This window comes from Blastopirellula sp. J2-11 (assembly GCF_024584705.1).
In the GTDB taxonomy this organism is placed as follows: Bacteria; Planctomycetota; Planctomycetia; order Pirellulales; family Pirellulaceae; genus Blastopirellula.
This window is the reverse complement of sequence record NZ_CP097384.1, coordinates 5456808-5477653: the sequence shown is the minus strand read 5'-3', so window position 1 is coordinate 5477653 and position 20846 is coordinate 5456808. Positions and strand designations below refer to the sequence as shown.

Below are 20846 nucleotides of genomic sequence, written 5' to 3'. Positions count from 1 at the left end.
GAGTAACATAACTCATTACCGTATGTCGGGACGTTTGGTTCGGCAAAACCAGCTGGTTAACGATTATTCGTGTGGGAAGGTCATGCGCCACGGGTCGAGCGCCTTGTTCAGATCCGTTTCGGCGATCTCCCCCTGCTCTTTCGCAAGTTCGCGAATCGTCTTGCCCGATTTGAACGCTTCTTTCGCCATGGCGGCCGCTTTGTCGTAGCCGATCAGCGGGTTCAAGCTGGTGCACATTGACAAGCTTTGCTCGACCGATGCGTTGCACGCTTCTTCGTTCGCTTCGAGCCCATCGCTGCAGAATTCGACAAAGGCGTCGCACGATGAGGCTAACAAGCGAATGCTTTCCAGCGTCGTTTGCCCCATCACCGGCATCATGATGTTCAATTGGAAATTGCCGCCGGTGGCGCCGCTCATGGTGATCGTGCCGTCATTGCCGATCACTCGGGCACAAACCTGCATCATGCTTTCACACATGACCGGGTTCACCTTGCCGGGCATGATCGAACTGCCGGGCTGCCGATCGGGAAGCACGACTTCAAAGAATCCGCAACGCGGGCCGCTGCCGAGCCAACGGATGTTGTTGGAGACGTTGAACAGCGTATTGGCGATCGTCTTCAAAATGCCGTGGCATTGCACCAGGCCGTCACGCTGTGCGTTGGCCTCAAAGTGATTGACCGCTTCGACAAATGGAATGCCGGTGCCGGTCGCCAGTTCGACGGCGACTCGTTTCGAGAATTCAGGATGCGTATTGATGCCGGTGCCGACCGCCGTGCCGCCGACGGGAAGCTCCAAAACGGCGTCTTGCGCAACGCGGGCACGTTCGATGGACAACTCGATCTGTCGAGCGAATCCGCCAAACTCTTGCCCTAGTCGCAGCGGCGTCGCGTCCATCAAGTGGGTGCGGCCGATCTTGATGATCTTGTCCCACTCCATCGCTTTTTTGGAGAGCGACTCATGCAGATTTTCGAGCGCCGGCAGCAGATGATTTTCGATCTGCATCGCGACGGCGACATGAATTGCGGTGGGAAACGTATCGTTGGTGCTTTGGCCCATGTTGACATGGTCGTTGGGATGAACCGGCTTCGCCTGGACGAAGCGGTCTCCGCCGAGGATCTCGATCGCGCGATTGCTGATCACCTCGTTGACGTTCATGTTGCTGGAAGTGCCGGAGCCGGTCTGGAAGACGTCGATCGGAAACTCGCCGTCATATTTTCCTTCGCGAACTTCAATCGCGGCGTTCAACAGCGCTTCGACCTGTTGGTCGGAGAGTGGATTTTTGCCGGTGCCGGTCAGTTTGCCCAAGTCGCGATTGGCGACGGCGCAGGCATGTTTGACCCAGCCCATCGCGTGAATCAAAGCCGGCGGCAACGTCCAGCCCGAGATCGGAAAGTTCTCGACGGCCCGTTGCGTTTGGGCGCCGTAGTATGCCTTCGCGGGGACCTTAACGTCTCCCATCGAGTCTTTTTCGATGCGATATTCGGACATGTGGCGGATTTCCAAGAGATGGGGGCTGAATCGCCAGGCGACAGAAAAACTCGGCCTGATTGCCGTCATCTTACCTTTGACGACGGGAACCGAAAACCGGCGGCGAAGCAAATCTCACGAGACCAAGGTCGCAATTTACTTATCGCTGGCCCCATAGGCGATCGCCGTTTTGGTGGGAGCGGCGGGACGGACCCAAGCCGAAAGTTGAGCAGTCGCTTCAAAAAAGTCTTTCGCCATTTCCGCCGCCGCGGCCGGATAGCGTTCGCGGCGATCGCCGTATCGGAACGAAAATTCAGCGGCGATCACCTCCCCTGCTCTGCCGGCGGTCCACAGGATCACCGCGACTTCCGCTTGGACGCGTTCCCCCTTTTTATCGCCAAAAATGAACTCGGCGCCGCGATAAACGCGTTCATGGGGACGAAAGTCATTCACCACGCAAAGGGGGATCTGCTTCCGCTTTTTTTCGCTCCACGGCAGCTGCTTGAGCCCAGGGAACAACCGGGCGGCCCCAGAGACGTCGGCCGGCGTATCGCGACTGCTTTTGACAATCGCGACGCCGCTGTGCGAAAAGCGACTATGTTGGATCAGCGACCTGCTGTGGTCGCTCGAAAGCAAGAGGAGATCTTCTTCCAACTTTTGCTTGTGCTTCACTTTTTTCGCCGCTGCAACATCGGCGCCCGAGGCGACATACCGATCGACGTCGCGCATCTTCAGCGTGTACTCGGCCGTTTTGCCGCCGCACGTTTGTCGCCGGCGAAGCACATGTCCATGCAGCAACCGTAGTTCATGATCCGGCGAATCAAGAAAGACGATCTCCCGCTCTTCCGTCAGTTGCAGCGACGCCGTTTGCACGGCGTCGCGCGAGTTGCCATGCGCGAAAAAGCAAAGGTCGACCCAAAACTGAGTCACCGCCTCGTCGAGATCCACGAACTTTTTCGGTTCGAGCATCACTTTGTATTCGCGCGAGACGATCGGGATTTTTTTCATAGGAGCCGCCCAGTGGCGCGTGGTTTATTGATCAAAAACAAGGTCGAAATACCGCAACTTCAAATTGCCCGCGGCCAGCCGTTTACGCGCGATCGATCGGAAACGATAATACGTCTGCGAGCGACCTTGCACCGGTCTTAACCATTAACAAGCGATCCATGCCCAGCGCCGTACCGCTACAAGCAGGCAGGCCATATTCCATCGCGTCCAACAGGCGACTCGCTTCTGGCAACCGATGTTTGCCATCCTCACTGCGGGCCTGGTTGTTCTTCTGATTTCGCTCTCTTAAAAGTTTCGCATCCAGTAATTCATGATAGCCGTTGGCGAGTTCCATGCCGTGCACATACAACTCAAATCTTTCGGCGACCGGCGGATCGCCGCGGCTGACTTGCGCCAAAGCGGCCTGCGATGCGGGATAGTCATACAAGATCGTCGGAGCCGCGGCGCCCAAGTGGGGCTCGATCAGCTCGGTCAACAACAACTCTAACAACAAGTCGCGATCCGATCCGTCGTACGAGTCCGGAGTCGGAACTTTACTTTGCAATGCGACCGACAGCAGTTCGTTTCCGCTGGCGCGATGCGGATCGACCCCCAGATGCTGCTGAAACGCTGCTGCATATGTCAGCATCTCGACGTTGGCGCCCAAGATTTCGCCGGCCAAATCGGCCAGCAGTTGGCGTCCGGCCGCGTAGTCATCGCCGACACGATACCATTCGAGCATCGTGAATTCGATATTGTGCCGCTCACCCACTTCCGCGCCGCGAAACGCTTTGCTGATTTGAAAGATCGAAGTCGCGCCGGCCGCCAACAGCCGCTTCATCCCAAACTCGGGCGACGTTTGCAGCCACAGTTTTTTCCCTTCCTCCGGACGACGGGGATCGGGGAACAGCGTCACGCTGAGCGGATCCAAGTGACGATCGATCACGCTATCGTGGGAGAGGAGCGGGGTTTCGACTTCCAGAAAGTCGCGTGTTAGGAAGAACTGACGCACTTGTTGCAGCAGCTCACTCCGCGCATGGAGCAGTTCAAGCGAACAGGTAGGTCGCCAATCTGCATGGCTGGCGGAAACGTCAGGCGTCATCGGCGGCTAAATTGGCGGCGAAGGAAAATGCGGTGATGGAACACTAGTTTACTTTAAATGTCGTTGGCAAGCTGCTGGCTAATAAACGCGACTGTAGAGCGAATAACAGGAAATTGCCAGAATTTGAGAGCGACATGAGCAAGTCAATAAAGCAGGGACTCTACGACCCGCGCTATGGCGAGCGCGCGATTTCGAGGTGGGGGTTTTTCCTCGTTCCCTTTGCAACGCTCACGGCATTGCTGCTCGCCGACAATTATGGCGAATTGGAACGCTTTTTACCGCTGGTCCTTTTGATCGGCGCGTGCTTGTTCGGCACGTGTCTGATTTGTCATTTCGCCATTCAACATTGGGCGATGATCGAGTTTGATCAAGACTCGCTCTTGGTCGTGCGGGAAAAAAAGGAGATCCGCTTACCTACATCGTCGGTCGCGAAAATCGATTGGTCGCACTGGGATGGTATCGTGCTCTGGACGGACGATGGCCTGCAACTTCAACCGGGTAGAACTTCAGACCGCGAGCAACGTTTGCGTCTCTATCGTTTTTTACGAAGCAGCATTCCGGAAGAACGCCAGCGACATTGGCCGCAGTTTTGCCAAAAGAATCTCGACTGGCTCGATGCCTGGCATCGGCAAAATCGAGAACCCCAGCAGGGCGAGTTTTTAATGACGCGGCGCCTGTTCGACAGAAATTGGTTTTGGGTGATTCCCCTCTCTCTGCTCGACGGCGGAATCGCTGCCGTAGTGTCTACGCATTGGGAACTTGCCGTGGCGATTCCGCTGTCAATGTTGACGTTGTTGGCGTTCGCCAGAATGGTCCTTCCGCCGGGCGGGGAAGTTCGGCCGAAAAACACGATCGCCAATTGGTGGTTGCCCCTCTGTATGTTGCTGATAAACATCGTGGGCGGCTTCATGTTGGGCGCAATCACAGCGTTCCGATCGAATGTCTCCGGCTACGTTGCGATTGGCGAGTCTGCATTGCTTGCTGCGGGGATCATGGGAGCGTTGGTTCTTTTCGCAGGCTTTTTATTGGCGGCTTGGATACAAGCCAACCGCTTTCCGATTAATCGAGCAGCCGATCAATGGGCGACGTTGGCAGAAGAACTACGAATCGCAGAAACCCATTCCAAGACCGGCTAAGTCACGCCAATTGCGCCAACACATAAGGCCCTTTCGGAATCACCGCGATCGACGCATCTTCGCCATGCTCGATCAGCGCACTTTCCATCGCCGCTTCCACACTTGTCGCCGGCTCCACAAACAGTTGACTCAGCCGCTCGGCCGGGATGCCTTCAGAAACCATGACGATCTTCGCCTGACGCGCCGCTTTGGCGAGTTCTTCTAATTGCCACTGATCCATCACAAAGCAATCGGGATCCAGGATCGCGGTCATGAACGCATCGAGACTGTCGTACTGGCTAAAGAGCGAAGTAAACGGCGGGCTGCCGATCCCTTCGGTGAGGCTGGCGGCGACGATGATCGTGCCTCCCTTCTTCACGACTTTGGCGGCGGCGACCATCGCTTTTACCGATTGATAGAAGGTCGTATCCAACGGATAGCCGGCGCTGCTGGTGACGACGATATCTGCCGGCTGATCGAGCGTATCGACGACGACATCGCGGACAAATTCGACCCCTTCTTCAAACGCGGCGATCATGTCGCCGGCGACAAATTTTAATGGCCGGCGATGCGCGTCGATCACCACGTTGATGATAAAGTCGCAGCCTGCGGTTTGAGCGATCGAAGTGTTCTCGAAATGAACCGGATTATCGACCAGGCAACCCATCGTCGCGTTTTCATGTTCCAGAAAGCGAGGGGAGTGCCAGGCGCGAATCGTGTCGATGTGCGCGATGCCGGGACAGATCAATTTGCGCCCGCCGGAGAAGCCGGCCATGAAGTGAGGCTCGATCAAGCCGACAGTGATCTTTAGGTCAGCTTCGACATAGCGCCGGTCGATCCAGATCGGCACGCCGTTGGGGCTTTCGCCCAGATAGGCATGTTCGTCCCGGTTCTCGCCGAAGTGGTTTTCGATCCGGTAGTTGTCGACGATATGTTGCCCGACCATCTCGACCAGTTCTTCGCCGTGATTGGGACGATGAAGCCCGGTCGCGTTGAGGATGACAATCTTGTCGCGAGGGATGCCGGCGCCTTCCAGGATCTCCAGCGTCGGCCGCAGGATGATTTCGTTGGGGACGGGACGCGTGATGTCGCAGATTACGATGCAGGCGTCCTTTTTCCCTTGGGCCAGCTTGGCCAGCGGCGCGGTTGCCTGAGGTTGTGTCAAGACTTCTAGTAGCGACGCTTTGGGGTCGGCCAGCGGCGGAGCATCTTTGTAAGCGAGCGTGCGGACATTGCCGTTATCGGGGATCTCAGCGACCAAGCCATTACGACCATACTCCAACTTGACCTTCATGCGGGCACTATCTTAGGGGCGGGATCAAAAAAGAGGGACGCTTGAATTCTACCACTATTCGCTGGGCGCACAAAAAAAGCCCGAACGCGGCGGTCCAGGCTTTTTCGAGTGTGCGATTGCAGAACGAAACGACTAGGTCGCTTCCTCTTTCGCCTTCTTCTTTTTCTTCATCGAGATTTTGATGACGCGCGTCTTCGGAATGCCGATCGGCGAGTCGGTCTCGGGATTGAATTTGCCGGCTTTGCGCATCTGTTCGAGGCGTTCAACGCGGGTCAAAACGCTGCGAGACGAAATGCCGCCGCGCTTCACTTTCAAGCTTTTGTCGATGGTCACGGTTCTATCTCCGGTATAAGGAAACGGCCCGAATCATCTTCTAGAGCCGTCAATTGGTCGCGTGGAAACTTCCCAGTTTATCGATTTCTGCGGCCGCGACAAGGGCCAATAGCTACGGTTCCTACGGAGCCCTATCGCGTATCGATCTCTTTGATCCCCATGATCAGCGTCAAAAAGTCGCGCATCGTCTGGGGACGATCCTTCGGATTGACCTGAATGCAGCTATGAATCGCTTTCGCTAACCGAGGGTCAATGTAAGGGCGAAACGCGGTGATATTGCGAGGCGCAATCGTATCGTGCTGCAGAGCGTCTTTTCCGGTGCCGGTTTGGGCGATCCAGGGAAGCTCGTAAGCGCATAGTCGGTAAGCGGTTACGCCAAAAGCAAAGATGTCGGACCGCTGATCGGTCGGCCGGCGGCGAACGATCTCAGGAGACATATAGTTGGGGGTGCCGGTGCGGTTGCCTGCGGTCATGAATTCGGGCTTGGCCGGTAAGCTGAGACCGAAATCGATCAGTTTCACCGTTTTGCCGTCGCGAGAAACGATGAAATTGCGGGAACAAATATCGCGGTGGATATATCCCTGTTCGTGAACGTAGGCCAAAGATTCCGCCATTTGCCGCAGCAGATTTAGCTGTTCCCCTTCCAGGTGCGGATCATGGTCGTTGCACATCGCCTGGAGTCCGCGCCCCTCCACCATTTCCATCAGCACATACTGCTGGCCGTTGACCAGCAAGCCATGTTCGTAGGCTTCGGCGATGTTGGGGTGTTTCATGCCGCAGGCAATTTGGCCTTCACAGGGGCGTTTGAGCCCTGAAAAACGGGAGTCAAAAAATTCCTGTTTCTCTTTGTCGAGAATTTTCAGGCCGTAGACGCGACCAGTCGAGTGTTCGCGCACCACCATAAATTCGCTCATCGTGCCGGTAATCGACTCGCGAATTCGCTCAAAACGAGCCGGAATATCGAGTCGGTTCGACTTGAAGAGCGCCGCCAACTTGTCGAGTAGCTTCATGGGGGCAATGCCTAAGAGCGGCGAAAGGTATAGCAGCGCCCGGGATGTGCGACCGCTGGCCTGGTCGCCGTGCGCCTGTTGTCTGTTCCATTTACCACTTTAAGTGGGGAATGACTCGGGGGCAAGATTGCGGCGTTACCGCCGCGCAGCAAGTCGCTCGGCCGCCTCGTCCTGCAGTGCGTCGTCGGGCGCCAAAAAGCGGCAGGCTTCCCAATGGGCGGTCGCTTCGTTCCCGCGTCCCATTTGGTCTAGCAGGCGGGCCAGATGATATTGTGCGTCAAAATAATCGGGATAAATCGCAATTGCGGCCTGAAATTGGGTGACCGCTTCGTCGAGTTTGCCCAATTCGACCAGCGTACAAGCCAGATTGCTGCGGGCTTCGACGAATTCAGGCTCGCAATCAATCGCGGCGGCGTATCGTTCGATCGCTCGTTCGGCCTTGCCGCTGCGATAGTAGAGTTCGGCAAGCTGAAAGTAGAGTTCGGCCGACTCTTCCATGTCGGTAGCCGCGGCTTCCAACGCTTCGACAGCCGCGTCAAATCGCCCGGCGTCTTCATACTCGGCCGCCAAGTCCACCAGCGCCGCAGGCGTACGACGTGGCGTCGAGGAGGCGTTTTCGGTCAGTTCAGGAAGCCAATCAGGCTCTAGCTTCTCAAAATCGATCCGCATTTGTCCCCCCGGCTCGATCAGTCCTTCGCCTTGACGAAGCAGAACGTTGCGGCCTTCGACGATGATCGAAAGTTGCTCAAGCGGACGATCCACGCAACTCGACAAGTTTTGCAGCGATGCAAGTTGTCGTTCGATATGATCGGCCGAAGTACCGGCGGCGAGCAGTTGGGCGAGTCGCTGCGCCGTGGCGACTTCGCGGATGTCGAAATAGGGAAGTTTGCGGACTTCGCGGACCGGCTGAATCAGGCCGCGGCGTTGCCAGCGACGAATGATCGCTTTGGAGACGCCGAGCAGATCGGCCAACATCGCTGGCGTATAAAGACGTTGGATCCGCTGCTGCGTTTCGAGCAAGCCGAGCCGCTCCCAGAGGGTCGTCTCTTGGATGATCTCGATCCGCCCATCCGCCGCCGCTTGTTGGATCGCGGCGGAGGGGAAATCAATTTCGCCGAAGATTGGCAAGTCGTTTTCGCCGATCACCAGCAAGTCGATGTCGACGGTCGGGCGCTCCACCGCTTTGGCGCCGGCGGCGGCCAACAGGGCGGAAGCGTCTTTGCGAGACATGCCGGCCAACTTGCCAAGAAACGCCACGCGGCGACCAGTAAACGTCGCCGCGGTGTCGTGCAATTGCGTCATAGCTTGAACTAAGTCGGCCGTCAGGGCCATTTTCCAAAGCGTGTCAGGCTTATTTGCCCGGCATCTTTTCGATGACATGATCGATCAGACCATATTCACACGACTCTTCCGCCGACATGAAACGATCGCGATCGGTATCTTTCTCAATTCGGTCGATCGTGTGACCGGTGTGCTTGATCAAGATTTCATTCAGGCGATGTTTGATCCGCTTGAACTCGGTCGCATGGATCAAGATTTCTTCCGCGGTTCCTTGCATGCCGGCCAACGGTTGGTGAATCATGACGCGCGCATTGGGCAATGCGTGGCGTTTGCCGGCGGCGCCAGCGGTCAAAAGCACGGCGCCCATCGACGCGGCCTGACCGATGCAGTAGGTCGCCACATCGCAGGTAATAAACTGCATGGTGTCATAAATCGCCATGCCGGCGCTGACGCTGCCGCCTGGCGAGTTGACGTACAAATGGATGTCTGCGGCCGGATCTTCGGACTGCAGAAACAACATCTGCGCGACAATACAGTTCGCCATTTCATCGTTGACCTGGGTGCCCAGGAAGATGATTCGGTCTTTCAGCAGTCGGCTATAGATATCGTAGACGCGCTCTTCGCGTCCGCTCTTTTCAACGACGTAAGGAATCAAAGGCATCGTAGGGAAACTCCGTTCGGGAATATGACTGGATAAAAGCCGCGGCGATTGCGATTAGGCGTCGTCTTCGTCGCCTGATTCGCCGGGCGGCTTGGTCAAAATTTCGTCGACGATGCCATATGCCTTCGCGGCGTTGGCGTCCAGGTAAAAGTCGCGATCGGTGTCTTTCGCGATTTTTTCAATCGGTTGCTTGCAGTGATCGGCCAAGACTTGGTTCAGCACATCGCGGGTCTTGAGAATTTCGTCGGCTTGGATTTCGATATCGGAAATCTGGCCGCCGACGCCGCCGTGGGGTTGGTGAATCATGACCTTGGCGTGCGGCAGAATGAAGCGTTTGCCCGCTTCTCCGCCGGCCAACAGCACCGCTCCGCCCGATGCGGCCAAACCTACGCAGTAGGTCGAGACCGGGCAGGAGACCACTTTCATCGTGTCGTAGATGGCCATCGTCGAGGTGACGCTGCCGCCGGGCGAGTTGATGTAAAAGTTAATCGGCTTCCGGCGATTCTCACTTTGCAGATACAAAAGCTTCATCACCAGTTCGTTGGCGTTGCCGTCGTGAATTTCGCCTTGCAGAAAGACGATCCGATTTTCTAGCAACAGGTCGCCTAGCGTCATTTGACGCTGACGTTGGTACTCGGCGTAAGCCATTGCCGATGGGGAGCGAAAATCCGAAAACGGCGTGTTCATTGCACAAAGATCCTTCTCTAGAGACGGGTCGCTCCCCGCCGATCGACACGAGCGTCGCGGGGCTGATTTCTATTTTCTCGAAGTCGCGTCGTAAGACAACCGTGGGATCTCCCCAAGCACGCCGCCAGCTTGCGCATTTTCACATCGATGGTCGGCGTAACCGGCACTCTTTTCACAGCCGCGCTACCTACTTCATCTTGACGCACGCCGGCGAAATTATCACAATCCGCCGCCCTTTTGGTGAAGAAACGAAGTCTATGCGCCGAAGCTCCCAATTTGCCGTCCAGATGCTAGCGATTGCGACTTTTTTCGTGATCACGGCCATTTCATGCGCACAGGAAGCGGTTTCTGCAGCTGCGCCGGTTCCCACCAGTGCGACAAAGCTAGGCCCTCAGGGGCACGATTTCTCCCAGTTTGGGAGTTTTCAGACCAGGTCCACCGGTACCGAAGGCGCCGCGCCGGCTTGGATTCATGACGGCGAAATACCTCGGCAGGCAATCTACGAGAGATTTGGATTTTATCACTCCAATCCTGACGATCCCGCGCGGCATCAAGGAGTGGGGCAACCGCTTTACGGGACAAGTTGGCGAAATCGCCCTTATCACTTTGATTATCTGTTTGGGGTGGTCGAGACCAACGATCTAGAGCGAAACGAGATTTTGCTCCGCAGCACGCTGATTCAAGGGATTCGCCTGGGCTATGATTTTGATCATTACTGGGGAACCGAAATTCGCTTCGCCTATGGTGACGGCAAGCTCAGCTATGCGTCCAATCCGCTGCTTGATGGTAGTGCTCAGCTGATGATGTTTGACACCAATCTGCTGTATTATCCTTGGGGCGACTCGACTTGGCGCCCCTACGCAGCGTTGGGGTTGGGAGCTACCTATTATGGGTATGACGATGTGAACGGCGTTAATCGCGATCAAACCAATTTTTCTTTACCTATTGGGATCGGTTTGAAGCATTATTTTCGTCCTTGGCTCGCTTTTCGCTGCGAATTGATGGACAACATCGCGTTTGGATCGGGTGACGTCTCGACGACGCACAATTTCTCGTTTACTACCGGGATCGAATATCGATTTGGCGGTAGCCACTGGAGCTATACCCAGTAGGCGCCAAATGCGGTATTTCTAGGCACTCGTTGCGCGCGAATTCGGCGTTGCAGGCCGTCACATTGTCCAAATCTCGGAAAAAAACGACCTGCTAGCTCTGGCGCAAAATTTGCTGTTTCTTGGCGACTTAAAGATTCCGGTGCGTCCCTGCTCGACGAGCAGGTTTGTGCCGGATTAAATTTTTGGCAAAATCGACTGTGGGGCGCCCTCTTTCGTTTTCGCCTAGCCCCTACCCTCTCTCTCTAATTTAAGGCTATTTGTAGTGAGCAGCACGTCAAAAGAAAAAGCCAACGGCAGTTACGCCGTCTCGGGCAGCTCGGTGACGATCGGTGGTTCGCCTCGCATGGCGGCGATCTCGGCGGTCACCAATTACAAGCCCGCCAATCCCCCGATGAACTTCATCGAGACGACCACCCAAGATCTCTACGGCGCGAACGTTTTTGGCAAATCGGAAATGAAAGCCCGGTTGCCGAAGCCGGTTTTCAAATCGGTGATGAAAACGATGGAAGCGGGTCAAAAGCTGGATCCGACGGCCGCTGACATCGTCGCTTCGGCGATGAAAGATTGGGCGATCGAAAAGGGTGCGACTCACTACGCCCACGTCTTCTATCCGTTGACCGGCGCTACGGCTGAAAAGCACGATAGTTTTCTGACTCCGGACGGCGAAGGCAGCGCCGTCGCCGAATTCAGCGGCGCTCAGCTGATCCAGGGCGAACCAGATGGTTCGAGTTTCCCGACCGGCGGTATTCGCGCCACGTTTGAAGCCCGCGGTTACACCATTTGGGACGTCACCAGCCCGGCTTACATCTTGGAGAATGACAACGGTACGACTCTTTGCATTCCGACCGCGTTCGTCTCTTGGACCGGCGAAGCGCTCGACAAGAAGACGCCGGTTCTGCGTTCGATGCAGGCGTTGAACGTCCAAGCTCAGCGCGTGCTGAAGCTGTTCGGTTACGATGATGGCGCTCTGGTTTCGTCGACGGCCGGTCCCGAGCAGGAATACTTCCTGATCGATCGCAACTTCTTCTTCGCTCGTCCCGACCTGCTCAACGCCGGTCGTACGCTGTTTGGCGCCAAGCCGCCGAAGGGCCAAGAGTTTGATGATCATTACTTCGGCGCCATTCCGGATCGCGTGCTCGCTTTCATGCTGGAAGTCGAACGCGAACTGTTCAAGCTCGGCGTGCCGGTCAAAACCCGTCATAACGAAGTCGCGCCGTCGCAGTACGAAATCGCGCCGATGTTTGAGTTCGCCAACGTGGCGACCGACCATCAGCAACTGACAATGACCATGATGCGTCGCGTCGCTGAGAAGTACGGCATGACCTGCTTGATGCACGAGAAGCCGTTCGCCGGCGTCAACGGTTCTGGCAAGCACGTCAACTGGTCGATGGGAAGCAAAACGCAGGGCAACTTGCTTGATCCAGGCGATACCCCGCACGAGAACGCCAAGTTCCTGTTGTTCTGTGCGGCCGTGATCCGCGGCGTGCACAAGTATCAGGGATTGCTTCGTGCGGTTGTCGCAACCGCCGGCAATGATCACCGCTTGGGCGCCAACGAAGCTCCTCCGGCGATCATCTCGATCTTCCTCGGCGATCAACTGATGGACGTCTTTGATCAAATCAAGCAGGGGGGCGCCAGCTCGTCGATTCCGAAGGGAACGTTGACCGTCGGCGTCGATACGTTGCCGCCGCTGCCGAAAGACGCCGGCGACCGCAACCGCACCAGCCCGTTCGCTTTTACTGGCAACCGGTTTGAATTCCGTGCGGTCGGTTCGGGGCAGTCGATTGCCGGCCCCTTGGTTGCAATGAACACGATCGTGGCCGATTCGCTCGACTTCTGCGCTACGCAGTTGGAAGAAGCGACCGGCGGCGACCCGTCGAAACTGAACGCCGCTTTGCAGAAGCTGTTGACCGACATCATCACGGAGCATGGCTCGGTTGTCTTCAACGGCGACGGATACTCGGAAGAATGGCACGCCGAAGCCGAGAAGCGTGGTCTGGTGAACCGCAAAACGTCGGCCGACGCTTTGCCGGGTCTGGAATCGCCGGAAGTCAAAGCCCTGTTCTCCAAGTACAACGTTCTGAGCGAACGTGAGCTGGAAAGCCGGATGGAGACCTATCTGGAGCAGTACTGCAAGACGATCGCCGTCGAAGGCGCGTTGATGATCGAGATGGCCCGCACGCTGATCTTCCCCGCGGCGGTCCGCTATCAAGGCGAACTCGCTTCGACTTGCGCCAACCTGAAGATGCTGGGTTACGATTTCGACACCAACACGCTCGACAAGGTCACGAGCCTGGTCAAAGACTTGCAGGACGGCACCGCCGACCTGGAAGTCAAATTGGCGAAGCACGGTTTTGCGGACCTTAAAGAAGAAGCTCGCTACCTCTGCGACACCGTATTGCCGGCGATGCTGGTCGTTCGCGCCGCCGCGGATGATCTGGAAGGCATTGTGGCCGACGATATCTGGCCGCTGCCGACCTACCAGGAAATGCTGTTCGTCAAGTAAGCGAACCTTCGTTTGCCTGAGGATAAAATGAACGTCGGCCGCGAGAGAAATCTGGCGGCCGACTTTTTTTGCGCGCAGCGATAAATTATGCATCACGCCGCCCAGTCGACCACTTGCCGCCAATCTTCGTCCGAGGCGAAGAAACGGCGTGGAAGTTGGATCGCGCCAAACTGTCGATGGATCAGGATGATTCGCTCTGGCTGCACGTATGTCTTGGTCATTTCGTTCCACCGATATTTCATTCGCTCTCTCGGCGAAGTGCAGGTCAAATCAATATCGGTGATGGTCCAGCGCTCGATGACGCCTACGACTTGATCACGGTACCAATTGCGGAGGGTTCGAAAGGACTGCCAACTGATCCACGCGATGGATCCCGCGGCCGCGGACCAAACAGCAGTCTCAGGCGTGAACAGGAAGGGCTCAGAACGGAACCACGCCTGTATGGCGATTGTGAGACCGATTCCCGAGGCAGTTACGAAGAGAACCAGATACACAAGCAAACTTTTCCAAGCGATATGCCAATAAGAATTCTTTGCTTCTTGCCAAGAGAGCTCGCCGCTGCCGACAATCGCTCCGTCCTCATCGTTTGGAACAGAATCGATTGCTGCGACTGCCGTTTCATGCCGGTTGTCGGGCGCCGCAGATAGCATGTAGGCGGAAATATTCCGTAGGGCGGCTTGATAGGCGGCTTTGCTTTCAAAAAAATGCGAAGGCGTCATCACTATCACGCCTATCCGCAAAGTAAGCACGATGACTTTTTGATTCGATGCGAGGCCTGAAAACTCCGACCAGCGATATTGTTGCGTACCTGTCGGTGTTTCAACACGAATTCCCGCAGAGGAAATCGTGATTTGCCGCGGCTCTGGGTTTTCCGCGAGGCGGCGTCGAGTTGTTCGCCATTGGGTATTGCACCAATACGACAATCCCACCAATGCGGACATCGCAACAACCAGGAGGCACAACAGGATCAGCATCAGGATCAGCATTAGGATGATTTTGCCTAGCGTCGTTCCTGTGATGAAAAGGAAAAGAATGCTGGGGAGGAGAATCGTCAGCAGCAGAAACTTCACCGTCCCACGGTTGAATAATGTAAGAAGGTACGAATTGTCCCAGTCCGCAGAGCTGAAGATTCCCTCGGCGACGATCGCTTCTTCGTTCGACACCGGGCCGCTGGGCGCCGCCGGCGATTGAAACGGATTGTCGCTCGCAGGGCTGTTCATCGTCGCCACCTTACTTCAAGTGTTCAAAGCGATCATAGGCTTGGCGCAGCGGGTGTTGATCTTGGCGCCCGTGAAAGTAAACGGCGACCCATTCGGCCAGACGTCGACCAAGTCGGCGGCAGCCGGCGATCTCTTTTTCCTGGCGCGGCTCGCCGGCTTGGATCGCTCCATAGTGCATCGTGTGCTGCGGACCGGCCAGGTCGGTCACGCCGAAGACCAGATATCCGTAGTTCATCAAAATTGCGTTCAGCGTCATGCAGGTCAGTTCTTGCCCGCCGCCCCACGAAGCGGCCGAGCTGAACGCGCAGCCGATCCGGCCGTCGCGCTGGCCCCAGTTTTCGAGCGGTTGGTTGTCCCACCACTGTTTCATTTGCCAACTGACAGTGCCGTAGTTGGTGGGGCTGCCAACGGCGATCCCTTCGCACCAATCGAGATCGGCGGTGGTCGCCTGATCGATCGATAACAGACGCACCTCGGCGTCCGGCACTTCTTGCGCGCCTGCGGCGACTTCGGTCGCCATTTTGCCCGTGTTGCCGCTGTTGCTGTGGTAGAGAACAAGAATCTTCGTCACGCGCCGTCTCCTGATTCGCTAGTAAAGTCAGCGGATATCTTCGAGGAGCCAAAGTCACGCGTCAACCAAGACCAGGTAGGACGGTTTAGTGATGTGAGCCCGCGTCAAAGTCGCCGCTCGCATTTCCGTTGGAAGTAGTCCTGTTTGCGCGAAAGACGAAGGGAACGTGGCCAAGCCGGCTGACGAAGCAACGGACCAGACCGCATTCATTGTTTGGGCGAACTCCCCAATCTTGTCTGTGGGTTAAGCTGCGTAGTTTAGAAGTCGATCCCCCAAGGTTGGACCGGACCGCTGCAATTTTTTATCGACTCGCCCAAATTGCCTGGGCGTTAAGCTGGGATGTTTGGCGAACTCGCTGGATCTCCAAAATGGGACCGGATTCATTTTTTGGGCGAACTACCCCATTTTGCCTGCAGGTTAAACTGCGTAATTTAATAGCCAACCTCAAAAGGTTGGACTGGACTGGACAGCCCCTTTTTTTCGGGCGGTTGGACTGGATTGGATCCGTGTATTTCGATGGCTCCCTAGTCGCCTTTCGCTCTTGCGAAAGATGCACCGGCAAGACGCTACTTTCGCGGGAGCGAAAGGCGACTATCTGGTTGGATCGGACCGCTAGTCACTTTTAGTAGCGTGAATTGCCAAAGAGCGTTGGAGCCAGTAGAAGCTGCCGACGGGCGCTCGATCCCAAACCGGAAGTGAAGTTCCCGTTTTCTTCTCGCCGTACGGCAATCGACCACGAATCTGTGCGCTTTGTCAACGGATAACGTTTGCTCCGGCAGGACATCTGATAGTCCCTGACAGACTTAAGAGAGCGTCCATGTTTCCGGTCCAATTTTCGTGCCGAACATCACTGAGGCCGGATCTACCGTTAGCGCATGCAAAACGCCAAAGTCATTGCTGACTTTGGCGTTTGCGTTTGTTTTCAATTTTCGGTCGCCAGGGTTTGGCGATCGGCGTCCGCTAGGCGGTGATCTTGCCGATTTTCACTTTGGTGAAAAGTTGGCGATGGCCCGTCTTGCGACGCGAGTTCTTGCGGCGGCGGAACTTTTGAATGACCAGCTTCGGGCCTTGAACCACGCCGACCACTTCGGCAGTGACCGAAGCGCCGTCGAGGACCGGCTTGCCGAGCTTCACGCCATCTTCGCCGGAGACGCAAAGAACCGACCCAAAGGTCAATTCGTCGCCAGCCGAGGCGTCGGCGCGGTAGTCGAGGCGCAGCTCCTGGCCTTCTTCAACTTTGATCTGCTTGCCGTCTTCTTTGATGATCGCGTACATGGCCGGAACCTGAGAACTTGCCAAATCAGTGATTTGCTGGTGATGACGGGACCGGCGACTACCAAGAGACGCCAGACTCGTTTGGGGAAACCTTCAAAGATATGAAAACCAGAGCCGCTTGTCGAGGCCCTAAGCGGCCCCGCTGCGTCAAATTCTGTGACGAGCGGGGCAAGTCGCCAAAACCCCTCCCCCTAGTGGCGGGCATTGCCGGTGGGGCGATCGTCAAAATGGAGCCGGCGGCCATCCGCATCGACGCATTCGACTTCCAGGTGTTCCGGATAGAACGATTCGCTGCCGTAGATCTGAACCACGATATTCGTGTCTTCTTCGATCCGGGCCAATTCGCGGCGTTTCTTGTTGTTCAGATAGGTCGCGACTTCGTCGTTGACCCGAATCGTCACATGCGAAGCGCCGTCGTGATGAGCGGCCGCCAACAGCATGCGGACGACCTCAATGGCCATGCTTTCGGCCGATTTGACCACGCCGCGTCCTTTGCAGCAGGGACAATCCTTGAAAACGCTCCGTTTCAGACTGGGGCGAATCCGTTGCCGGGTCATCTCGATCAGACCAAACGGGCTGGTTTTCAGGATCTTGGTGCGCGCACGATCTCGTTTCACCGAGTCGCGAAGGGCCCGCTCGACGTTACGGCGGTGCTTTTCACGACGCATGTCGATAAAGTCGTTGACCACCACGCCGCCGAGATCGCGCAGACGCAATTGGCGAGCAATTTCTTTGGCGGCCATCATGTTGAGTTGGTAGGCCGCTTCTTCGGCGGTGCCGTCATAGCGAAAATTGCCGCTATTCACGTCGATCGCGACCAAAGCTTCGGTCTGATCAATCACGATCGAACCGCCGCGACGCAGTGGAACTTCGCGCTGGTTGATGCGAGCGATCTCTTCGTCCAAGCGATACTTGTGGAAGAGAGGGTCTTTGCTCTCGTATTTCTTCAAGCGATTCACGTGCCGCGGCATGACCAACTGGAGGAATTCTTTGGCGCGCTCATAGGCAGGTTCGCTATCGACGTAAATCGAGTCGACATCGGACGAGAAGATATCTCGAATCGTCCGAATGATCATGTCGCTTTCTTCGTAGATGTCGCACGGTCCTGTCGTGTTTTTCAGCCGGCGGACGATCACCTTCCAAAGTCGCAGCAGATAGGCCATATCGCGCGACAGCTCTTTTTTGTTCCGTTCTTGGCCGGCGGTCCGGACGATAAAGCCCAAGCCTTTCGGCGGGCTCAGCTCGAGCAAGGTCGAACGCAAGCGGCGGCGGACCTGGTCGTCTTCAATCTTGCGAGAAACGCCGACGCGTCCCAAGGCCGGCATCAGCACTAGGTAACGGCCGGGAATACTGATGTAGGTCGAGAGGGTCGGCCCTTTGCTGCCGATGCCTTCTTTGATGACCTGCACCAGAACTTCGTCGCCGCGCTTGAAGATCTCTTGGATCGGCGGTTTGACGCGGGGACGCATGCCAGGGCGTTGGCGGCGCTGCTGCGGACGGCGTTGGCCGCGACCACGGCTTTGAGGCGCCTTGGGGGGAGCGTCGTCCCCTGCATCACTATCACCATCGCTATCGTCATCACTGTCGGCTTTGGCGTCGTCGTCACTGGCCGAGTCGCTGACTTCTTCTTCCTCGTCGTCGCTAAAGTCGGCCGCGGTGGCGCCGCCGTAGCTGCCGCCGAAGTCGTCATCCAGCTGTTCCGCCGGGTCGTATCCCCCTTGGCGGAAGTATTGCGGCTCGACGTCGCTGATGTGGAGAAAGCCATTTTTGCCGACGCCAAAATCAACGAAGGCGGCTTGAATGCTTGGCTCTAGATTGACGACAACGCCTTTGTAGATGTTGCCGACGTAATTGTCTTGGCTGGTTCGTTCAAGATAGAACTCTTCGAGGATTCCGTCCTCGACGATCGCAATCCGGCATTCTTCCGGCTGCGATACGTTGATCAGCATTTCCTTCTTCATCTTGCTCGGTCTTTCGTGAGTTGCGTTTCACGACTGACCTTCCGCGCAGGGAGAACAGCTCGTACAGAACTCTGCCGACAAGAATCGGCAACCGGCTGCGACGAGCAAGTCAGCAACAGCAGCGACGTTAGCGGAAAAGAAACGTTATTAGGCGGGCAGTCTGGCGGCTAGCATCTGCATGCATGGGGCGGCCGTATCTGTCGCACTGTGACGAATTCTATGCGGGACTCTCTGTCGGTAAGCAACTGCAAAGCGGCGTCAAAAGGCCGGGTCGCGGCGCTGAAGCGGCGTTTCATCTACAGAAATCGCGCTGGCGCGTCGCAGGGATCTCAGAATCGGCTGTTTGGCGTCATGATCGATGGGCCCGTTTTGTGGAACTGGCCCAGAGTCGCGAAGGGTCGCGTCGGTCTGCCTGGCGGTGCGTAATTTCCCGCTACGTCGTTACTCTGTATCTGCGTCGAATGGTCGTGAAACTAAGTGTGGTATTCGGTTATCGCGGAAGTTTTGTTCCGCATTACATCATTAATTCGGGTACCGCCCTGCGGACTTCCTCACGCAGGTAGCGTTTGATTTCTCGAGCGTTTTCCATTTCCCGAACGCGGCGGGCGACTTCTTCGCATTGGGCGAGAGAAACGCTCCGGCACACCTTCTTAATCTCGGGAATTGCGCTCGGCGTGATACTAAGGCTACGCAAACCGAGCCCAATCAGCAACATGGCATAGATTGGATTTCCCCCCATTTGGCCGCAAAGGGTCGTCTTGATATCGGCTTCTTTCGCCAGACGAACCGTCATTTCGATCAAACGGAGGACGGCAGGGTCGCAGTTGTTGTAAAGCGCCGCTACTTCTTTGTTGCTACGATCGACCGCCAAGGTGTATTGGACCAGATCGTTCGTGCCAATGCTGATAAAATCGACTTCTTTGGCGAAATGATCGAGCATGATCACCGAAGATGGGACTTCGACCATCATGCCGATTTTCAGGTTCCGGTCGTAGGGAATCCCTTCTTCGTCAAGATCCTCCATGATATCAGTCAGCAGCATCTTTGCCTGCCGCAATTCGTGCAGCGTGCTGACCAAAGGGAACATTACATGGATTTCCCCAATCATACTGGCCCGCAATACCGCGCGTAACTGCGTACGAAATAAGGAGATATTGCGAAGCGACAGTCGAATGCTGCGTAATCCCAAAAAGGGATTCGCTTCGGCGACACGGGATTCATTGGGGCTGCGAGCGATCTTGTCGGCGCCCAAATCAAGCGTCCGAATCACGACCGGCGCCCCCCCCATGTCTTGCACCACTTTGGCGTAGACCTGGTAGTGATCCTCTTCGGTCGGCTCTTGTTCTTGTCCCAAATACAGGAATTCGGTCCGGTAGAGCCCGATTCCCTCGGCCCCGCGCTGCAAACACGCGTCCACCTCGTGCGGGAACTCGATGTTCGCATAGAGATGAATTTGTTCACCGCTGAGCAGTTCGGAGGGGAGATCACGCAGCAAATCAAGGCGCGCGGCCAGGCTGCGGTGTTCTTCGACCTCTTGCTCGTAGCGGGCGATCGTTTCGTCGTCGGGCTGGAAAATGACCCGGCCCTGGTCGCCGTCGACAATCACCAGGTCGCCGCCAGAGACTTCGTTCAAAAAGTCGCCGACACCGACTACCGCGGGGATTTCGAGCGCTTCGGCCACAATCGCGGTATGTCCGCCGGGGCCGCCAACTTCGGTCACAAACCCCAGCACCATCTCGCGGTTTAAATTGGCCGTTTCGCTGGGGGTCAAATTATTGGCGAGGACGACGACCGGCGATTTGATCTCTTCCAGCGCTTCGCGGCGATTGCCGATCAATTCGCCCATCAACCGGCGTTCGATGTCGTGAACATCGTTGGCGCGTTCCCGCAGATAGGCGGTCGGCAGATTCTCGAAAAATTTGCTGTATTTGCCGAGCGCCCGGGTGATTGCATACTCGGCCGAATAATGTCGCTGCTTGACGAGATGATCGATCTCGTTGCGGAGCTTGGCGTCTTGCAGCATCTGCAAGTGGGCGGAAAAAATAGCGCCGTATTGCTGGCCTAATTCGCCGGCGATCTCGTCGCGGCTTTGCTCGATTTGCTTCCCAACGGCGGCGAATGCGCCTTCGAGACGTTGCATTTCGCTTTCGACAGCGCCGCGTGCGATAAATCGCCGAGGAATGCGATATCCTTTGTCGTCAATGACAACGGCCTCGCCGATGGCGACTCCTGGCGAAACGGCGATGCCTTGAAGGATACGCATA

At 56.4% G+C, this 20846-nt stretch carries 17 protein-coding genes; 3 read left to right on the top strand and 14 right to left on the bottom strand.

Going from position 1 to position 20846, the window contains the following annotated elements; genetic code table 11:
* Nucleotides 1–63: 63 nt before the first annotated feature.
* The 3 genes from M4951_RS21620 to epmA form a co-directional block, all read right to left on the bottom strand.
* Entirely contained in the window at nucleotides 64–1488 is a 1425-nt protein-coding gene (locus M4951_RS21620) for a class II fumarate hydratase (RefSeq protein WP_262023697.1), read from the bottom strand.
* 135 nt (nucleotides 1489–1623) lie between these two features.
* Nucleotides 1624–2475 carry a hypothetical protein gene (locus tag M4951_RS21615; RefSeq protein WP_262023696.1) on the bottom strand — a complete coding sequence of 284 codons (852 nt, stop codon included), beginning with the start codon at nucleotides 2473–2475 and terminating at the stop codon, nucleotides 1624–1626.
* An 82-nt stretch (nucleotides 2476–2557) separates the two neighbouring features.
* Nucleotides 2558–3556 (bottom strand): EF-P lysine aminoacylase EpmA, encoded by a 999-nt coding sequence (epmA, locus tag M4951_RS21610; protein WP_262023695.1) that lies wholly within the window; start codon nucleotides 3554–3556, stop codon nucleotides 2558–2560.
* A 134-nt stretch (nucleotides 3557–3690) separates the two neighbouring features.
* Here epmA and M4951_RS21605 point away from each other — a divergent pair, with 134 nt between their 5' ends.
* On the top strand, nucleotides 3691–4692 hold the full coding sequence (locus M4951_RS21605) for a hypothetical protein (RefSeq protein ID WP_262023694.1): 1002 nt from the start codon (nucleotides 3691–3693) through the stop codon (nucleotides 4690–4692).
* Nucleotide 4693: 1 nt separating this feature from the next.
* Here the strand turns inward: M4951_RS21605 and larA are convergent, their stop codons facing one another.
* From larA to M4951_RS21575, 6 genes are all read right to left on the bottom strand, one after another.
* Complete coding sequence (larA, locus tag M4951_RS21600; protein WP_262023693.1) at nucleotides 4694–5965, bottom strand: nickel-dependent lactate racemase; 1272 nt, start codon at nucleotides 5963–5965, stop codon at nucleotides 4694–4696.
* Between the two features lie 132 nt (nucleotides 5966–6097).
* Nucleotides 6098–6298, bottom strand: a complete 201-nt coding sequence (locus tag M4951_RS21595) for a small basic protein (RefSeq protein ID WP_262023692.1) — start codon at nucleotides 6296–6298, stop codon at nucleotides 6098–6100.
* A gap of 131 nt (nucleotides 6299–6429) precedes the next feature.
* The gene (locus tag M4951_RS21590) at nucleotides 6430–7308 is read right to left on the bottom strand and encodes a serine/threonine-protein kinase (RefSeq protein ID WP_262023691.1); all 879 of its coding nucleotides are present in this window, start codon (nucleotides 7306–7308) and stop codon (nucleotides 6430–6432) included.
* Between the two features lie 135 nt (nucleotides 7309–7443).
* Nucleotides 7444–8610, bottom strand: a complete 1167-nt coding sequence (locus tag M4951_RS21585) for a tetratricopeptide repeat protein (protein WP_262023690.1) — start codon at nucleotides 8608–8610, stop codon at nucleotides 7444–7446.
* Between the two features lie 49 nt (nucleotides 8611–8659).
* Nucleotides 8660–9250 (bottom strand): ATP-dependent Clp endopeptidase proteolytic subunit ClpP, encoded by a 591-nt coding sequence (clpP, locus tag M4951_RS21580; RefSeq protein ID WP_002655422.1) that lies wholly within the window; start codon nucleotides 9248–9250, stop codon nucleotides 8660–8662.
* A gap of 54 nt (nucleotides 9251–9304) precedes the next feature.
* A complete protein-coding gene (locus M4951_RS21575) occupies nucleotides 9305–9937 on the bottom strand; it encodes a ClpP family protease (protein WP_262023689.1) in 633 nt (210 codons plus the stop codon).
* A 257-nt stretch (nucleotides 9938–10194) separates the two neighbouring features.
* On the opposite strand from M4951_RS21575, the gene M4951_RS21570 reads away from it, so the two are divergent.
* Both M4951_RS21570 and M4951_RS21565 read left to right on the top strand, forming a co-directional pair.
* Nucleotides 10195–11049, top strand: a complete 855-nt coding sequence (locus M4951_RS21570; protein WP_262023688.1) for a porin family protein — start codon at nucleotides 10195–10197, stop codon at nucleotides 11047–11049.
* Nucleotides 11050–11440: 391 nt separating this feature from the next.
* A complete protein-coding gene (locus tag M4951_RS21565; protein ID WP_410050443.1) occupies nucleotides 11441–13555 on the top strand; it encodes a glutamine synthetase III in 2115 nt (704 codons plus the stop codon).
* Between the two features lie 92 nt (nucleotides 13556–13647).
* Here the strand turns inward: M4951_RS21565 and M4951_RS21560 are convergent, their stop codons facing one another.
* The 5 genes from M4951_RS21560 to ptsP all read right to left on the bottom strand — a co-directional run bounded on the left by M4951_RS21560 (nucleotide 13648) and on the right by ptsP (nucleotide 20845).
* Entirely contained in the window at nucleotides 13648–14775 is a 1128-nt protein-coding gene (locus M4951_RS21560; RefSeq protein WP_262023686.1) for a hypothetical protein, read from the bottom strand.
* A gap of 10 nt (nucleotides 14776–14785) precedes the next feature.
* Nucleotides 14786–15346, bottom strand: a complete 561-nt coding sequence (locus tag M4951_RS21555) for a flavodoxin family protein (RefSeq protein ID WP_262023685.1) — start codon at nucleotides 15344–15346, stop codon at nucleotides 14786–14788.
* A 960-nt stretch (nucleotides 15347–16306) separates the two neighbouring features.
* Nucleotides 16307–16621 (bottom strand): 50S ribosomal protein L21, encoded by a 315-nt coding sequence (rplU, locus tag M4951_RS21550; RefSeq protein WP_262023684.1) that lies wholly within the window; start codon nucleotides 16619–16621, stop codon nucleotides 16307–16309.
* Nucleotides 16622–16812: 191 nt separating this feature from the next.
* Nucleotides 16813–18582, bottom strand: coding sequence for a ribonuclease E/G (locus M4951_RS21545; protein WP_262023683.1), 1770 nt, complete (start codon nucleotides 18580–18582; stop codon nucleotides 16813–16815).
* 514 nt (nucleotides 18583–19096) lie between these two features.
* On the bottom strand, nucleotides 19097–20845 hold the full coding sequence (gene ptsP / locus M4951_RS21540) for a phosphoenolpyruvate--protein phosphotransferase (protein WP_262023682.1): 1749 nt from the start codon (nucleotides 20843–20845) through the stop codon (nucleotides 19097–19099).
* Between the last annotated feature and the right edge of the window lies 1 nt (nucleotide 20846).

What these genes read in the sequence shown, in the direction of transcription:
- M4951_RS21620 (WP_262023697.1), bottom strand. Translation starts at nt 1,488, where the DNA reads ATGTCCGAATATCGCATCGAAAAAGACTCGATGGGAGACGTTAAGGTC.
- M4951_RS21615 (WP_262023696.1), bottom strand. Translation starts at nt 2,475, where the DNA reads ATGAAAAAAATCCCGATCGTCTCGCGCGAATACAAAGTGATGCTCGAA.
- epmA (WP_262023695.1), bottom strand. Translation starts at nt 3,556, where the DNA reads ATGACGCCTGACGTTTCCGCCAGCCATGCAGATTGGCGACCTACCTGT.
- M4951_RS21605 (WP_262023694.1), top strand. Translation starts at nt 3,691, where the DNA reads ATGAGCAAGTCAATAAAGCAGGGACTCTACGACCCGCGCTATGGCGAG.
- larA (WP_262023693.1), bottom strand. Translation starts at nt 5,965, where the DNA reads ATGAAGGTCAAGTTGGAGTATGGTCGTAATGGCTTGGTCGCTGAGATC.
- M4951_RS21590 (WP_262023691.1), bottom strand. Translation starts at nt 7,308, where the DNA reads ATGAAGCTACTCGACAAGTTGGCGGCGCTCTTCAAGTCGAACCGACTC.
- M4951_RS21585 (WP_262023690.1), bottom strand. Translation starts at nt 8,610, where the DNA reads ATGACGCAATTGCACGACACCGCGGCGACGTTTACTGGTCGCCGCGTG.
- clpP (WP_002655422.1), bottom strand. Translation starts at nt 9,250, where the DNA reads ATGCCTTTGATTCCTTACGTCGTTGAAAAGAGCGGACGCGAAGAGCGC.
- M4951_RS21575 (WP_262023689.1), bottom strand. Translation starts at nt 9,937, where the DNA reads ATGAACACGCCGTTTTCGGATTTTCGCTCCCCATCGGCAATGGCTTAC.
- M4951_RS21570 (WP_262023688.1), top strand. Translation starts at nt 10,195, where the DNA reads ATGCGCCGAAGCTCCCAATTTGCCGTCCAGATGCTAGCGATTGCGACT.
- M4951_RS21565 (WP_410050443.1), top strand. Translation starts at nt 11,441, where the DNA reads ATGAACTTCATCGAGACGACCACCCAAGATCTCTACGGCGCGAACGTT.
- M4951_RS21560 (WP_262023686.1), bottom strand. Translation starts at nt 14,775, where the DNA reads ATGAACAGCCCTGCGAGCGACAATCCGTTTCAATCGCCGGCGGCGCCC.
- rplU (WP_262023684.1), bottom strand. Translation starts at nt 16,621, where the DNA reads ATGTACGCGATCATCAAAGAAGACGGCAAGCAGATCAAAGTTGAAGAA.
- M4951_RS21545 (WP_262023683.1), bottom strand. Translation starts at nt 18,582, where the DNA reads ATGAAGAAGGAAATGCTGATCAACGTATCGCAGCCGGAAGAATGCCGG.
- ptsP (WP_262023682.1), bottom strand. Translation starts at nt 20,845, where the DNA reads ATGCGTATCCTTCAAGGCATCGCCGTTTCGCCAGGAGTCGCCATCGGC.